Below are 15,589 nucleotides of genomic sequence, written 5' to 3' on the forward strand. Positions count from 1 at the left end.
GGCGGCGTATCGTGAAAGACACACTCCTGTATGGAGGTGCTCCTATGTTCCAGGTAATGCGAAATGGTGAGAACCGCGTAGACGTCGACTTTGCGGGCAAACTCGATAGCAATGGCATGCGCGCAGCGATTGATGAGCTGTCGCAACAGTCCGAGGGTATCGCTCATGGCCGAATGCTCTATCGGATAGGTAAATTCGATATGCCGACACTGGGCGCCATGGCCGTCGAGGTCTCTCATATTCCACAGCTGTTCAAGGTCGTTCGCCGATTCGATCGCATGGCGGTGGTGGCCGACACAGGGTGGGTGAGGAAGGTGAGCGAAGTTGAGGGGGCGCTGATTCCGGGTCTGAAGATAAAGGCATTCGGTTCGCAGCAGGCCGCCGAAGCCGAAGCTTGGCTACAGCGCTAATCACAAAAGGCTTCGGCTTGAATTGCGCCGCCTTTTGGCGGCGCTTCTGTTTCTCATGGCCCATGAATCTGCCCAGTGCTGAAGCCGCACTCAATCAGCTCGCGAATCCAAACATAGGCCGCAGTATGGCGGTTGCGTAGTCGCTAAAGCCGCTTTCCAGTCGCGCGGATTCGATCAGCCTCTTCGATTCGCAATGCCGTAGCGCGTGCTGATGCCGGCGTGAGATATCAGTTCTCCAATTTGCATAGCTCCGTCCAATGAGCCGAACGATACGGGCTTTCCACTAGTTGAAAGGTCAAATGTGGCGTCTGTATTCGAATATGTGCAGATTCCCTCTGAATTTCCTGCAGTGGTTTTGAGAAAAATCCCATATGCATCAGAGTCCTTTCTGGTTTTTTTGCTGTGGCACTTTTTTGTTCGTTCAATGGATAATTAATTGCGTTCAAATACATTCGCTCCAGTAAATCGCGCGATGTAGAAAGTTATCTGTACTGCTATAGGGAAATGCAAATGGCTTCGAGCAGCTTTCAAAACGAAGTGCCCAAGGCGCGGGTAAACATAAAACTAGATTTGCACACTGGCGGTGCCCAGAAGAAAGTCGAACTCCCCCTGAAGTTGATGCTTATGGGCGATTACAGCAATGGGCAAGAGCGGCGCCAACTCTCCGAGCGAAGCAAGGTCGACATCAATCGGAATAACTTCGATAGCGTACTCTCCGAGTTTTATCCGAAACTTAAGCTGGACGTGGAAAATACGCTTGCAGGTGACGGCTCAGAGGCTTCTGTGGAGCTGTCCTTTCGCAGTATGAAGGACTTTGAACCAGAGCATGTTGCACGACAGATTCCACAACTTCGTGCGCTACTTGCGATGCGTAATTTGCTGCGTGACCTAAAGTCAAACTTACTGGACAACGCTACCTTCCGACATGAACTGGAACGCATTCTGAAAGATGATGCCTTGAGTGACGAATTGCGCACTGAATTGTCCGCACTCGCACCGCAAGACATTAGTTAATTGACTCCGGTTCGTGTAAAAGGAAGATGGTTTATGTCCGTAGAAAATGTATCCGCCGCTTCGCTCGGCTCAGCAGTATTAAATGAAGAAAACCAAGGTGTTTATGCCTCGCTTTTCCGCAAGATCAATCTCAGCCCAGTGAGCGAATTGGGCGGCATTGACGTTTTTCAGAATACCGAAGCTTTATCAGAAGCATCGACCGATGAACGGGTTACCGCTGCGGTCAGCGTTTTCCTGCATCTGCTCAAAAAATCAGCGCAGAAAGTCGATCGTCTGGACAAAACGCTGCTCGATGAACATATCACCTCGCTGGATGAGCAAATCAGTCGTCAGCTCGACGCGGTCATGCACCACGCTGATTTCCAGCGTGTGGAGTCGACCTGGCGGGGTGTTAAGTCGCTTATCGATCAGACGGACTTCCGCCAGAACGTCCGAATCGAACTGCTTGATATCAGCAAGGACCATCTGGTTCAGGATTTCGAGGATTCCCCGGAAATCGCCCAGAGTGGTCTATATATCCACACCTATACCCAGGAATACGACACCCCGGGTGGTGAACCAATCGCTGCAGCAATCTCCAACTACCAGTTCGATCGCAGTCCGCAGGACATTGCACTGCTGCGCAACATCTCCAAAGTTGCCGCGGCCGCGCATATGCCTTTCATCGGTGCTGTGGGGCCGGAATTCTTCGGCAAGGAAACGATGGAAGAAGTCGCCGCGATCAAGGACATCGGCAACTACTTCGATCGCGCCGAGTACATCAAGTGGAAATCGTTCCGCGACAGCGATGATGCCCGCTACATTGGCCTGACCATGCCGCGTGTTCTAGGTCGCCTGCCCTATGGGCCGGATACGATCCCAGTGCGCAGCTTCAACTATGTCGAAAGCGTCAAGGGGCCGGATCACGACAAGTACCTGTGGACCAACGCATCATTCGCGTTTGCTGCCAACATGGTGAAGAGCTTCATCAACAACGGTTGGTGCGTCCAGATCCGAGGCCCGCAATCGGGTGGTGCGGTGACTGATTTACCTATCCACCTCTATGACCTGGGCACTGGCAACCAGGTGAAGATTCCCTCCGAAGTCATGATCCCAGAGACTCGCGAATTCGAATTCGCAAATCTGGGTTTCATCCCGCTCTCCTATTACAAGAATCGCGATTACGCGTGCTTCTTCTCCGCCAACTCTACTCAGAAGCCGGCCTTGTACGATACGGCCGATGCCACCGCCAACAGTCGGATCAATGCACGGTTGCCCTACATCTTCCTGCTGTCGCGCATCGCTCACTATCTGAAGCTGATCCAGCGGGAAAACATTGGCACCACCAAGGATCGGCGCGTTTTAGAGCTGGAGTTGAACAAGTGGATCAGTGGGCTGGTTACGGAGATGACCGACCCCGGCGATGACCTCCAGGCGTCGCATCCCCTGCGCGAAGCAAAGGTGATTGTCGAGGATATTGATGACAACCCTGGCTTCTTCCGCGTCAAGCTGTACGCCGTGCCGCATTTCCAGGTAGAGGGCATGGACGTCAACTTGTCACTAGTTTCGCAAATGCCCAAGGCCAAGGCCTGAGCGACACCATAGGGAAATAACGTCATGAAAATTGACCGCCCCCTATGGGCTGCGGGGGCATTACTTTCCCCGCAGCAGTTCCAGCAGCAGGCGCGCTGGGAGGCATGGACCAACGAGTGCCTCGCTCAACTTTCACTTGTGCACCCTTGGGGTGTGCTGGACGCAGTGTTCGACATGGACGCACTGCGACTGGGCAAGCTCAAGGCATTGCGGCTGCGGGTACGAATGCCCGATGGCACCCTGATTGATACCGATCAGGTCGATCACCTGCCGCCCGCCCTGGAGTTGTCCCGCGTGCTTCCCGACGACGTTCAGGGTGCCAAGCTGCTGCTGGCGCTGCCGTTAGAGCATGCCAATGGCAACAATTGTGTGCTCGACGGCAGCAAGGCGGACCGGCCTACCCGTTACCGTCAGGACTGGCGTCAGGTGCAGGATCTTTATGGTGACGAAACTCAGTCGATCGGCGTAATGGAGCACCAGTTGAGCCTGCGCCTGGCCGGCGATGACAACGGCGACTACCTCACCTGCCCACTCGTGCGCCTTGTGCGGGATGGTCAAGGCGCATGGAGCGTCGACTCCGGCTACGTTCCGCCGCTACTGAGCTTTGCGGCGCATCCGGGCCTGCTGACGCAGCTGGACAACCTGTTGACGCAACTGTCGGCCAAGCGGCATCGGCTTATGGGGATGCGTCGTGAAAGCAACCAGCGCATGGCCGACTTTGCGGTCGCTGACGTGTCGCTGTTCTGGCTGCTCAATGCACTTAACACCTACCAGCCGGTGCTGGCGGATCTCCAGGCTCATCCTGCGCGCCATCCCGAACAGGTCTATCTGGAACTGGTGAAACTTGCAGGAGGCCTGCTGACCTTCTCGCTTGAGCACGATATCGAGACGATTCCGGCGTATCGCCATGAGCAGTTGGCTGCCGTGTTTCCGCCGCTGATGAGCACCATCTCCACGCTTCTTGAAGCCAGCTTGCCGTCGCGTGTAATCGCCCTGGCGCTGGAAGACACGGGACCGAATCGTTGGAAGGTCACGCTCAACGATCCACGCCTGCGCGAACTCGACGGTGCCGATTACTACCTGTCCGTGCGTTCATCTCTTTCAGCTGCACAGTTGCAGAGTCGGTTTCCACGCCTGTGCAAGGTTGGCGCCCCGGACGATGTTGATCACCTGGTTAACGCGGCGCTCGATGGCATTCCATTGCAGCCGCTCAGTCAAGTGCCGGCCGCCATTCCATTGCGTCTGGAGAATCAGTACTTCGCGCTCGATGTCCGCCATCCCAAGGGGCAGGCCATGTTGGCCGAAGGGGTTTGTGCCTTCTACGTTCCCAGCACGGTGATGGACGCAAAGCTTGAACTGTTTGCGGTGCTACGCACATGAGCCGAAACGACGATAAACAGACGCAGCCGATGACGGATATCGACGCGCTGCTGCAGGACAGTTACCTACTGGTTGTGGAGCTGCGAGAGGGCGCCTCGGCAAGGAATGGTCGAGACCTCTGGAAGCATTGTTCCAGTCAGATTGAGCACGTACGCCAACGGCTTGAAGACGCCGGAATGAGCGAGAAGAGTATCAACCACATCAGTTACGCCCATTGCGCCTTGCTGGATGAGACGGTGCTCCGCTTTGCCAGTGAAGATGCCCGCGCGGACTGGGCCGGCGAACCGCTGCAGGCGAAGTTCTTCAATCGTCACCAGGCTGGCGAGTTCCTTTACGAGGATATGCGCGAAGTCCTTCGCGAATCGGCGCCGGACATACAAGTTCTCAAAGTGTTCCAGCGCGTTCTGATGTTGGGTTTCAAGGGGCGCTATCTCAACCTGGATCACCCCGAGCGCGAACAGTTCTTGGCAGAGTTGAATGCGCGCGTTGCGCCGCTGGCTATCCCGCATTCGCTGACCACGCATTTAGGTCGGGCTGGAGGTTTCCATGCGCATCGCTGGCTTCGCTCGCCATTGCTGCAAACGCTCGCAGTGATGCTGCTGCTCCTTGGCACCTGGTGGGGCCTGAATCGCCTGCTGGGAAGAGTGGTCTCCTCGCTCCTTCCCGGGCAGGTGTAAGGAGTGGCGAATGAGCTTGAAGCTGACACGAAGTCTCTGGATCTGGGCCGCTGTGCTAGCCATGGTGCTGCTTTTCATCATGCCGCTGACAGGCGGGCTGCGTGGGTCCATTGCGCTGGCAATCGTGCTCGCTCTCATCACGGCGTGGTACTGGTCGGGGCGGCAGACGGCCAGACAGCGCGAGGCGTTGGCGCTCGTTGCGGGCATTTCCCTGCCTCCTGCGGATTATCGGCTGCCAGTAGTGCTGGTCTGCGGCGACGCCCTGGAGGGGTTGTTCGCAAGGTCGAGGGTTGGTGAGGCAGCCCTGCGCATGACGCCGCAGGGCTGCTACCTGCAGGTGGAAAGCCCCGAGCAGCTAGCGCATATGGCCAAAAGCATTGTGGTGCATCGGCCCCATTGGAGCGTCCAGCTCAGTGTCCTCTATGTCGTCAATCCGGGCGAACATAGCGATGCGCTAGTACTGGCAGGGCAGATACAAACACTCCGCCACCAATTGGCTCTTGCGCGTCGGTGTGGGCTCACGTTGCCGTTGCTACATGCCACTTACCTTCAGTCCAGTCAGGTATCTGAGGCTTGGTTCAGCTGGGAGTTTGGTGCCCGGCAGCCGAATGTTCGCGAGGCGGGTGCGCTCAAGAGTCTGAGCGAGTGGCAGTGGCAGGCAGTTGACTTGCCGATTCGCTCGGCCCGGCTGAGCAATGGCGTCCATCTGGAGAGTGTGGCGGCGTGGTTGGCCGAACATGTGGTGAAACACCTAACTACCCACGACGCCCGTGTGCCCGCTAGTCCTCCTGTGGTCTGTGCGGTCAGGCTGGTACCAGAGTTGCCCAGTCCAGTAGACGCCAATCTCTGGCAGCAATGGCTGCGCGACAAGACCGCACTGATCAAAACGATACATGTGGAGCAGGGCATCGCTACGGAACTGCCGTTCCCGGACCCACTTTTGCCCCTCCTGCCTGTGGAGGGGCGCGACGTGCAGATACGCCGTGCCGGCCTGATTGCGCTTTGGCTCTTCGCAGCAGCAGCGCTGCCCGCATTGGTCAGTTCGACCTGGCAGAACAATCTGTTGGCACGCCAGGTCAGCGATGACTTGCGCCGTTACCACGCCATCCCGCATCCGGCAAATCGGAGCCAGCCCGAGTTCGAGCTGCGCGAGGCAGCGGTAACTGCGCTCCGCCAGCATGTCGCGCGTCTGGACGACTACTACCGCCACGGAGAGCCGTTACAGCTCGGCCTTGGCCTTTATCACGGCGAACCCCTGCGCGCGGAGCTTCTCGATGCTGTTGCCGCCTACCAGCAACCGCAAGAGATGCCGGCCATCGCGGCAACCCCCGGCCCTGTTCGGCTGAGCAGCCTTTCGTTGTTCTCCGTAGGCAGCGCAACCCTCAAGCCGGACGCAACCAAGGTGCTGATCAACGCGCTGGTCGGCATAAAGGCCCAGCCAGGCTGGCTGATCGTCATTGCCGGCCATACCGACGCCACCGGCAGCGCCGAACAGAACCTCCTGTTGTCGCAAGCCCGCGCCAACGCCGTACGCGACTGGATGCAGCGAATGGGCGATTTCCCCGATAGCTGCTTCGCGGTGCAAGGTTTCGGTGCCAGCCAGCCGATAGCCAGTAATGACGTCGAGATCGGACGTGCCGCCAATCGGCGCGTCGATATCCGCCTGGTTCCAGAAGTGGGGGCCTGTGCGTTGCCCATGGATGAGCCGGCCGGGCACTACCAGTCGCATTCCGCGGCTTTCAACCTCTGAGAGAAGGAGCTTCACATGGCAATTCCCGTATACCTCTGGCTGCAGGACGATGGCGGTGCAGAAATCAAGGGTTCGGTGGACGTGCAGAAACGCGAGGGCAGCATCGAGGTAGTCGCGCAGGATCACAGCCTTTACATCCCCACCGACAACAACACCGGCAAGCTGACCGGCACCCGGGTCCACACCCCCTTCCTTTTCACCAAGGAAATCGATGCCTCCAGCCCCTACCTGTACAAGGCGGTGACCACCGGCCAGACCCTCAAGAGTGCTGAATTCAAGTGGTATCGCATCGACGATGCGGGCCAGGAAGTCGAGTACTTCATCACCAAGCTGGAGAACGTCAAGGTGGTGAAAGTTGCGCCCAAGATGCACGACGTCAAGGACCCGTCCAAGGAGAAGCACAACCACCTGGAACAGGTCGAGTTGCGCTACGAGAAGATCACTTGGACATACAAGGACGGCAACATCATCCACGCCGACTCCTGGAACGAGCGTCAGAGCGCCTGACGCCAGATAGACCGGCAGACCTCCTCGTTCTGCCGGCTCTGGTGCGCCGGGTTGAGCGTCCGTTCGCGGGCGTTCAGCCAGGCACATCGTTACGCAGCCGGACGCTCAAGCACCGCCGTTACCCGTACAAGGATGCACTCGAATGGCCAAGAATTCCGCCAGTCTGCTTCGCCGACTCAACCCTTATTGCGCCCAGGCACTGAGCGCGGCGGCTTCGCTGTGCCAGAGCCGCGCCCACGCGCAAATCGCCATCGAACACTGGCTGCTCAAGCTGTTGGAGCAGGGCGAGGGCGACCTCGTCCTGATCGCACGCCGGTATGAATGGGATCTGGATGAGCTCTGGCAAGGCCTGCTCGACTACCTCGAAAGCCTTCCCCGCAGCGTGCGCGACAAGCCGCAGCTGTGCGGAAAGCTGCAGCAACTGATCAAGAGCGCCTGGCTCCGCGCCTCGCTGGACGATTGCGACAGCCTGCGTTCCGTGCACCTGCTCAGCGCCCTGCTAGAAACTCCCAATCTGCTCGAGTGCGAAGCCGTATGGCCTTTATTCAGTCTCAGCGACACGCAGTTACAGCACCTGATGCCGTTGCTGGACCTGCACTCCATGGAGCGCCCGGACATGCAGAGGGAGGCCGCCTTGGGTGTCGTCGAGGCAATGGGTGCCGCGCCGGCCATACCCACTACCCGCACTGCCAGGAACGAGGCCCTGCAGGTCGTGCTCGACAAGTTCACTCAGGACGTTACTGACAAGGCGCGAGAAGGGTGCATCGATCCGGTATTCGGCCGCGACGACGAAATACGCCAGGTCATCGACATCCTCAGTCGGCGGCGCAAGAACAACCCAATCCTGGTGGGAGAGCCGGGCGTCGGCAAAACCGCTTTGGTCGAGGGCCTGGCCCTGCGCATCGCCGAAGGCAACGTCCCCGATAGCCTCAAACCAGTCATCGTACGCACGCTGGACCTTGGGTTGCTGCAGGCCGGCGCCGGCGTCAAAGGCGAGTTCGAACAGCGCCTGAAGAACGTCATCGACGCGGTACAGCAATCGGAAAATCCCGTCCTGCTGTTCATCGACGAAGCCCATACCCTGATCGGTGCCGGCAACCAGGCTGGCGGAACCGATGCGGCCAACCTGCTGAAACCTGCGCTTGCCCGCGGCGAACTGCGCACCATCGCAGCCACGACCTGGAGCGAATACAAACAGTATTTCGAGCGGGACGCGGCCCTGGAGCGGCGCTTCCAGATGGTCAAGGTAGACGAACCCGATGACGCCACTGCCTGTCTCATGCTGCGTGGCCTCAAGGCCCGTTACGCCAGTCACCATGGTGTGCACATCGAAGATGCCGCCGTGCAAGCCGCAGTCAGCCTGTCACGGCGCTACCTGACCGGTCGGCAACTTCCCGACAAGGCCGTGGACCTGCTCGACACCGCCAGCGCTCGTGTGCGCATGAGCCTTGATTGCGAGCCCCAGGCGCTGGTGCGAATCAAAGCCCGGCAGTCGGCGCTCGAGCTGGAGCATCGGGCATTGGCGGCGGACAGCCGCTACAGCGGCCACATCGCCCCTGATCGACTGGAAGCAATTGCTGCCCAGCGCGTCGAACTGGAGCAGCAGTACGCGGAGTGGGAGCAGCAATATCGCCAGGAGCTTGACCTCAGCCGGCAACTGCTCGACGCGCGCCAGGCCGAGCCTGCCCAAGTGGGTCTCTGTGCCGACCTGCAACGGCAGCTGGAAGAGGCCCAGAGCAATCAACCGTTGCTGTCGCTCGATGTCACCCCGCGCAGTGTGGCAGAGGTCATCGCTGACTGGACCGGTGTACCCCTGGGCAGCCTGCTCAAGGACGAGCAGGCCAGTCTATTGGAACTGGAACATCACCTCGCAGATCGGGTGATCGGCCAGGACCAGTCCCTTGGCGCCCTGGCGCAACGCCTGCGAGCTGCCCGAACCGGGCTGACGGATGAGCGAAAACCGCAAGGCGTGTTCCTGCTCGTCGGCCCCAGCGGTGTTGGCAAGACCGAAACCGCGCTGGCTTTGGCTGACTGCCTGTTTGGCGGTGAAAAATCGCTGATCACCCTGAACCTCTCCGAGTACCAGGAAGCTCATAACGTCAGCCAGCTCAAGGGCTCGCCACCCGGCTATGTCGGCTATGGACAAGGGGGCGTGCTCACCGAGGCGGTTCGTCAACGCCCCTATAGCGTGGTCCTGCTCGACGAAGTGGAAAAGGCCCATCGCGACGTACTCAACCTGTTCTATCAAGTCTTCGATCGCGGCTTCATGCGCGATGGCGAGGGCCGCGAAATTGACTTCCGCAACGCCGTCATCCTGATGACCTCCAATCTCGGCAGCGACCTGCTGCATGACTGCCTCGAAGCACAACCCGACTCCACCGATGAAACTTTGCAGGAAGTGTTGCGCCCAATCCTGCGCGAACACTTCCAGCCGGCACTCCTGGCGCGGTTTCAGACGCTGATCTACCGGCCGCTACGGGCTGACTCGCTCAAACGCATCGTCGCCCTCAAGCTTGCCCAGGTCGCCCGTCGCCTGCGGCGCCACTATGGTCTGGAGTGCCACGCCGACGAGGCCCTCGGTGAAGCCCTGGTGGCCGCCTGCCTGCTGCCTGATACCGGCGCCCGCAACATCGACAGCTTGCTCGACCAGCAGATTCTCCCGGTGCTCAGCCAGCAGCTCCTGCAACGTCAGGCCGCGCGTCAGAAAACCGTGGACGTAACGCTTGGATACAGCACTGAGGACGGCATCACTCTGCATTTCTCCAACCTGCGGGACGAAGTACCTCCCGTCACTGAGGAGGCCTGAGCATGCTCACTGAAATCCGCCCCTTCTTCGATCACAGCCGCCACCAGCTCAAGGTCCGCAACCTCGACGCCACGCTCGACGTGCTCGCCTTCCAGGGCGAGGAAGCGCTCAGCGAGCCGTTCCGCTACCGCATCGAGTTCACCTCCAGCCAGCGCGATCTGCCGGTTGACCAGCTCCTGGGGCAGGACGCCGCGTTCAGCCTCTGCCCGCCGCCCATGCCGCTCCCCATCATCGGCCTCAGCCCGCCGGTGAACCGGCCGCTGCGCACCTTGCATGGCGTCCTCACCGGTTTTCGGCGCCTGTCCGGCTCCAACGACGAAGCCCGCTACGAAGTGACGCTGCAGCCACGCCTGGCGCTGCTCGGCCTGGGCCGGCAATACCGCATCTACCAGCACCAGAGCGTGCCGGAAATCGTCGAGGGCATCCTGCGCGGCCGGCATCTGCTTGAAGGGCAGGACTTCTTCTTCGACCTCAAGCGCGACTACCCCAAGCGCGAGCAAGTGCTGCAATACGCCGAGAGCGACCTGGCCTTCGTCGAGCGCCTGCTCGCCGACGTCGGCATCTGGTACCGCTTCACCACCGACGAGCGCCTGCACATCGACGTGGTGGAATTCCACGACGACCCGCGCAACTACCAGTTCGACGTCCGCCTGCCGTACCGGCCGCCCTCCGGTACCAGCAGCGGCGAGGACGCCGTGTGGCAGCTGCAGGCCAGCCATGGCCTGGTCGAGCAGCAGGTCAACATCCGTGCCTACGACCCGCGCGATGCCGGCGCCTACCTCGACGGCGAGGTCGACCAGAGCCGCGGTGCCCGTACCACCTATGGCGAGGCCTACCACTACGGCGAGCCCTACACCGTGCTCGGTGACGCCCACAGCCAGGACGAGGACCTGCCGAGCGAAAGCGGCTACTTCTATGCGCGCCTGCGCCACGAACGCTACCTCAACCAGCGGACCCGCCTCGGCGGCCGCACCAGCAGCGCCACCCTGGCCCCCGGCCAGGTCCTGCGCATCGACGGCGGCGCGCCCGAGGCCTTCGCCCCGGGCGCCGTGATTACCCGGCTGACCACCCGTGCCGCGCGGGATCGCAGCTTCGACGCCCGCTTCGACGCCATGCCCTACGCGGAACGCGTCTGCTTCCGTCCGCCGCTGCGCACCAAGCCGGTGATCGCCGGCACCCTCCCGGCGCGCATCAGCAGCCCGCAGGCCAACGACCTGTACGGCCACATCGATCTCGACGGGCGCTACAAGGTTCACTTCCTCTTCGACCGCGACAGCTGGCCCGCCGGCCAGGAAAGCCTGTGGCTGCGCCTGGCGCGGCCCTACGCCGGCGACACCTACGGCCTGCACCTGCCGCTGCTGCAGGGCACCGAAGTGGCCGTGGCCTTCGAGCAGGGCGACCCGGACAAGCCCTACATCGCCCACGCCCTGCACGACAGCCAGCACCCCGACCCCGTCACCCTGCGCAACTACCAGCGCAACGTCCTGCGCACCCCGGCCAACAACAAGCTGCGCCTGGACGACCGCCGTGGCCAGGAGCACATCAAGCTCAGCACCGAGCACAGCGGCAAGAGCCAGCTCAACCTCGGTCATCTGGTGGATGCGCAACGGCAGAAGCGCGGCGAAGGTTTTGAATTGCGCACCGACGGCTGGGGCGCGATTCGGGCGGGCAAGGGCGTCTTCATCAGCGCCGACGAGCAACCCCGCGCCCAGGGGCAGGTCCTGGCCATGCAGGAAGCCGTCACTCGCCTGCAGGAGGCCGGCGAGGAGATGCAGCAGCTGTCCCGCGATGCCGAGCACGCGCAGGCCGATCCGGCCGACTTAAACGCCCAGCTTGCCCTGCTGCGCGAGCGGCTTGACCAGTTGAAGGCCGCGGTGGCCCTGCTCAGCGCCCCGCAGGGCATCGTCCTGACCAGCGGCGAGCACCTGCAACTGGCTGCCCGGCACAACCTGATGCTCAACGCCGGCGGGGAGGCCGACATCAGCGTGGTCAAGCGCCTGTTCATTGGCGTGGGCGAGGGCCTGAGCCTGTTCGTGCGCAAGCTCGGTATGAAGCTGATCGCCAACCAGGGCGCGGTGCAGATCCAGGCACAGAACGACCGCCTGGAACTGCTCGCCCGGCATGGGCTGGACATCACCAGCACCGAAGACGAAATCCGCATCAGCGCCAAGCAGAAGATCACCCTCAATGCCGGCGGCAGCTACATCACCCTCGATCCGTACGGCATCGAGTCCGGCACCCAGGGTGAGCACCTGATCAAGGCGGTGCATTTCGATTACCAGAAAACCAAGGCTCCTCAGGCGAGGTCCCTGCCTGTGTTGCCTCTGGAGGTGCAACCTCCGTTGCGTTTTGACGAGCAGTTCCAACTCTTCGCGGATGATGGCGAACGAACCCTGGCCGCCATGCCTTACAAGATCACGGGTGCTTCAGGGCGCACCTGGCGCGGCGTGACCGACAGCCAGGGATTCACCCAGCGGGTGTACACCCCCAGGCCCGAGGCGCTCTCAGTGACCTATGGCGAGGGTCTGGAAGAGGAGGAAGAAGAGGAAGAACTGCCCGACGGCATCGTATTGCGCCTGGGCCTGTTCTTCGATGGCACCGGCAACAACCTGGCCAATGCGACCGCTGTCGCGCAATGCCAACGCGACGATTTGGATCAGTTCAGTGCGGACGAACTGGCGACGATCATCCGGCAATGCGAAGGCTACGGCTACATCGGGCTCGATGGCGGCAGTTTTACTGGGACTCCGGACAATAGCTACGGTAATGCGCCGAGTAACGTGGCACATCTGTTCAGGCTCTATCCCGATAACGTCGCGGCGGCTGTAGCCCCCAACGCCGACATTGGGTATGTGAAAGTCTATCTCGAAGGCATTGGCACCCGTAGCGGCGGCAAGGATTCGCTCTATGGCCAGGGCACCGGCAAAGGCGAAACCGGGGTGGCGGCGCGAGTCGAGCAGGCGCCGGCGATAATCGAGGCGCAACTGGATGCGTTTACTCAGGCCAACTCTGGCATCCGTGTTCGCTCCGTGGAATTTGATCTGTTCGGTTTCAGCCGGGGCGCGGCAGCTGCACGGCACTGTGCCAACGAACTGCTCAAGCCCGGCCGCGGGGTGTTCCAGGAGCTATTGCGTGCAGGCCGCTTCGGCCTGCGGCCAGGGTTCGATCCGGCCATTCACGTCAGCCTCAACCTCATCGGTCTGTTCGATAGCGTTGCCGCTATCGTCAGTCCGTCAGACGGTGATTTCAGCGCCGCGAACGCCAGTAACCCCGGCGTCAGCCTCTTCTTGCCGGTGGGTTGCGCACGGAAAGTGATCCAGCTGCGCGCCCGCGATGAATGCCGCCACAACTTTGCCCTTAACAGCGTGCAGCCAGGGCATGAGGAGATCAGCCTGCCTGGCGTGCATTCCGACATTGGCGGTGGGTACCTGCCCCGCGGAAGGGAGCGCCTGCTGCTGACCCGGCCACGGCGAATGATCCTGACGCGTCGACAAGCGCCAACGGAGCATCCGCTATGGCAACAGACGCGCGCTCAGGTCAATGCCCTGCTCGCCAGCGGTCTGGCGGAGTATGGCGACATCGAGATCACCACCTGGCCGATCGCCATGCCCGCCAGGGGCGATCGCGACAGCCAGGAACGCCACTTCCTTGTGGCAGCCGTCCTTGATCGGCCCGTGCGGGGCGAGCTCGCCCTGATTGGACTGCGAGTGATGCGCGAGCTGGGCGTGCGCCATCGCGTGCCATTCAAACCGTTGCCAGATGAAAGACGCTTCAAGCTGCCGGACGACCTGCAGGCCATTGCCTCTGCAACGCTGGAATTGGCTTTGGCTGGTATCGAAGTCCAGCTCAGTCTGGAGCAAGAGCGTCTGCTGCGACGCCATTACATCCATCAATCCGCGCATTGGACGCCAAGCATTGGCGTCCTGGTCAACAAGCCAGCGGAAAACGACACCCGCAACGTCTACCCCAACCAGCCACAAAAGGATTACCCGGTATGAGGCGCCTGGCGTTGTGTGGCGTCCTGTTGCTGAGCTTGGGTGCCTGTGCCCGCGATCACAATGGCTGGGCCCCTCCAGGGCCGCCGCGACTGCCGTATGACACGTGGTACGTCGGTTTGGCCGCGCCCCGTTACATGGAAGTGTGGGTGGAAAGCGTGGATGTGCTGGACCGGCGCGGCATGGCGTACTTCGACGTGCATGGAGGAGTAGCCAGCTATACGGGCAAGGCGGAAGGCTGGCACCAAGGGGGCGGGGCGATGATGCCTGTGAACAACGTCGACCTGCCGGAGATGCTCTTCGTGCGCTGGCAGTCGCTGGTGGAGCCGCAGACCTACAAAGCCACCCTCCCGATCCCGCCGTGGGTACGCGATGAGATGGTCAGGCCGGAGCGGGTATTTTGCCACGGCTCGCAAAAGTGGAAAGACGATTACCGGAGGATGATTTCGCTAGGCCTGGCGCCAGGTGGCATCGTCAAGGTCTGGGTAGGAGGGCCTTGCCTGCCCTCCAAGGAAGTGGGCCGCTACCAGGCCAAAATCGAGTCGCTGGGCCCGGATCAGGGACGGTCCGAGGGGCGCTACGCCTGGCCTGACCTCGAACCGGCATCCAAAGCTTATATCGAGCAGAACGGAATTCCCTATGGCAGCTGGTAAGGAGGTTCCGTCGGGTGAAATTTCGGGTGCTGTTTTGCTGCGCGGCCATTACATCCATCAATCCGCGCATTGGATGCCAAGCATTGGCGTCCTGGTCAACAAGCCAGCGGAAAACGACACCCGCAACGTCTACCCCAACCAGCCACAAAAGGATTACCCGGTATGAGGCGCCTGGCGTTGTGTGGTGTCCTGCTGCTGAGCCTGGGTGCCTGTGCCCGCGATCACAATGGCTGGGCCCCTCCAGGGCCGCCGCGACTGCCGTATGACACGTGGTACGTCGGCTTGGCCGCGCCCCGTTACATGGAAGTGTGGGTGGAAAGTGTGGATGTGCTGGATCAGCGTGGCATGGCGTTTTTCCGCGTTCACGGTGGAGTCGCTGCTTATACGAACAAAGCGGCGGACTGGCACCAAGGGGGCGGGGCGATGAAGCCGGTGAGCAACGTCGACCTGCCGGAGATGCTCTTCGTACGCTGGCAGTCGCTGGTGGAGCCGCAGACCTACAAAGCCACCCTCCCGATCCCGCCGTGGGTGCGCGATGAGATGGTCAGGCCGGAGCGGGTATTTTGCCAAGGCCCGCAAAAGTGGAAAGACGATTACCGGAGGATGATTTCGCTAGGCCTGGCGCCAGGTGGCATCGTCAAGGTCTGGGTAGGAGGGCCTTGCCTGCCCTCCAAGGAGGTGGGCCGCTACCAGGCCAAGGTTGAGCCGCTAGGGCCTTACAAAGGGAAATCAAAAGGCAAATACATCCCCTTGGAGCCGGAGAACAAAGCCTATATCGAGCAGAACGGAGTTCCCTATAGCAGTTGTTGAGGTCTGCCCATAGCG

Annotated in this window: 12 protein-coding genes; all 12 read left to right on the plus strand. The window is 61.0% G+C overall.

Annotation, left to right across the window (positions count from 1 at the left end):
• Positions 1-44: 44 nt before the first annotated feature.
• Positions 45-410, plus strand: coding sequence for an STAS/SEC14 domain-containing protein (locus D6Z43_RS03205; RefSeq protein ID WP_120650382.1), 366 nt, complete (start codon positions 45-47; stop codon positions 408-410).
• Between the two features lie 510 nt (positions 411-920).
• On the plus strand, positions 921-1,424 hold the full coding sequence (gene tssB, locus D6Z43_RS03210) for a type VI secretion system contractile sheath small subunit (protein ID WP_120650384.1): 504 nt from the start codon (positions 921-923) through the stop codon (positions 1,422-1,424).
• 33 nt (positions 1,425-1,457) lie between these two features.
• Positions 1,458-2,996, plus strand: coding sequence for a type VI secretion system contractile sheath large subunit (gene tssC / locus D6Z43_RS03215; protein ID WP_120650386.1), 1,539 nt, complete (start codon positions 1,458-1,460; stop codon positions 2,994-2,996).
• Between the two features lie 24 nt (positions 2,997-3,020).
• Complete coding sequence (gene tssK, locus D6Z43_RS03220) at positions 3,021-4,376, plus strand: type VI secretion system baseplate subunit TssK (RefSeq protein ID WP_120650388.1); 1,356 nt, start codon at positions 3,021-3,023, stop codon at positions 4,374-4,376.
• Entirely contained in the window at positions 4,373-5,053 is a 681-nt protein-coding gene (gene tssL / locus D6Z43_RS03225; RefSeq protein ID WP_120650390.1) for a type VI secretion system protein TssL, short form, read from the plus strand. The genes tssK and tssL overlap by 4 nt, the downstream gene beginning before the upstream one ends.
• A gap of 10 nt (positions 5,054-5,063) precedes the next feature.
• A complete protein-coding gene (locus tag D6Z43_RS03230; RefSeq protein ID WP_120650392.1) occupies positions 5,064-6,803 on the plus strand; it encodes an OmpA family protein in 1,740 nt (579 codons plus the stop codon).
• 15 nt (positions 6,804-6,818) lie between these two features.
• A complete protein-coding gene (locus tag D6Z43_RS03235) occupies positions 6,819-7,310 on the plus strand; it encodes an Hcp family type VI secretion system effector (RefSeq protein WP_120650394.1) in 492 nt (163 codons plus the stop codon).
• Between the two features lie 142 nt (positions 7,311-7,452).
• Positions 7,453-10,116 (plus strand): type VI secretion system ATPase TssH, encoded by a 2,664-nt coding sequence (gene tssH, locus D6Z43_RS03240; protein ID WP_120650396.1) that lies wholly within the window; start codon positions 7,453-7,455, stop codon positions 10,114-10,116.
• Between the two features lie 2 nt (positions 10,117-10,118).
• On the plus strand, positions 10,119-14,114 hold the full coding sequence (vgrG, locus tag D6Z43_RS28225) for a type VI secretion system tip protein VgrG (RefSeq protein WP_256660937.1): 3,996 nt from the start codon (positions 10,119-10,121) through the stop codon (positions 14,112-14,114).
• Positions 14,115-14,260: 146 nt separating this feature from the next.
• On the plus strand, positions 14,261-14,764 hold the full coding sequence (locus D6Z43_RS03250) for a DUF2931 family protein (RefSeq protein WP_305955699.1): 504 nt from the start codon (positions 14,261-14,263) through the stop codon (positions 14,762-14,764).
• Positions 14,751-14,930, plus strand: a complete 180-nt coding sequence (locus D6Z43_RS03255) for a hypothetical protein (protein WP_120650400.1) — start codon at positions 14,751-14,753, stop codon at positions 14,928-14,930. The genes D6Z43_RS03250 and D6Z43_RS03255 overlap by 14 nt, the downstream gene beginning before the upstream one ends.
• Positions 14,927-15,574 (plus strand): DUF2931 family protein, encoded by a 648-nt coding sequence (locus D6Z43_RS03260; RefSeq protein ID WP_120650402.1) that lies wholly within the window; start codon positions 14,927-14,929, stop codon positions 15,572-15,574. The genes D6Z43_RS03255 and D6Z43_RS03260 overlap by 4 nt, the downstream gene beginning before the upstream one ends.
• Positions 15,575-15,589 lie beyond the last annotated feature (15 nt).

Origin of the sequence: Pseudomonas sp. DY-1 (assembly GCF_003626975.1) — a bacterium.
Lineage (GTDB): Bacteria > Pseudomonadota > Gammaproteobacteria > Pseudomonadales > Pseudomonadaceae > Metapseudomonas.

Bases quoted from the DNA above. Each gene is read 5' to 3' on its own strand.
- tssH (WP_120650396.1), top strand. From the start codon at position 7,453: ATGGCCAAGAATTCCGCCAGTCTGCTTCGCCGACTCAACCCTTATTGC.
- D6Z43_RS03230 (WP_120650392.1), top strand. From the start codon at position 5,064: ATGAGCTTGAAGCTGACACGAAGTCTCTGGATCTGGGCCGCTGTGCTA.
- D6Z43_RS03255 (WP_120650400.1), top strand. From the start codon at position 14,751: ATGGCAGCTGGTAAGGAGGTTCCGTCGGGTGAAATTTCGGGTGCTGTT.
- D6Z43_RS03205 (WP_120650382.1), top strand. From the start codon at position 45: ATGTTCCAGGTAATGCGAAATGGTGAGAACCGCGTAGACGTCGACTTT.
- tssK (WP_120650388.1), top strand. From the start codon at position 3,021: ATGAAAATTGACCGCCCCCTATGGGCTGCGGGGGCATTACTTTCCCCG.
- tssB (WP_120650384.1), top strand. From the start codon at position 921: ATGGCTTCGAGCAGCTTTCAAAACGAAGTGCCCAAGGCGCGGGTAAAC.
- tssC (WP_120650386.1), top strand. From the start codon at position 1,458: ATGTCCGTAGAAAATGTATCCGCCGCTTCGCTCGGCTCAGCAGTATTA.
- tssL (WP_120650390.1), top strand. From the start codon at position 4,373: ATGAGCCGAAACGACGATAAACAGACGCAGCCGATGACGGATATCGAC.
- D6Z43_RS03260 (WP_120650402.1), top strand. From the start codon at position 14,927: ATGAGGCGCCTGGCGTTGTGTGGTGTCCTGCTGCTGAGCCTGGGTGCC.
- D6Z43_RS03235 (WP_120650394.1), top strand. From the start codon at position 6,819: ATGGCAATTCCCGTATACCTCTGGCTGCAGGACGATGGCGGTGCAGAA.
- vgrG (WP_256660937.1), top strand. From the start codon at position 10,119: ATGCTCACTGAAATCCGCCCCTTCTTCGATCACAGCCGCCACCAGCTC.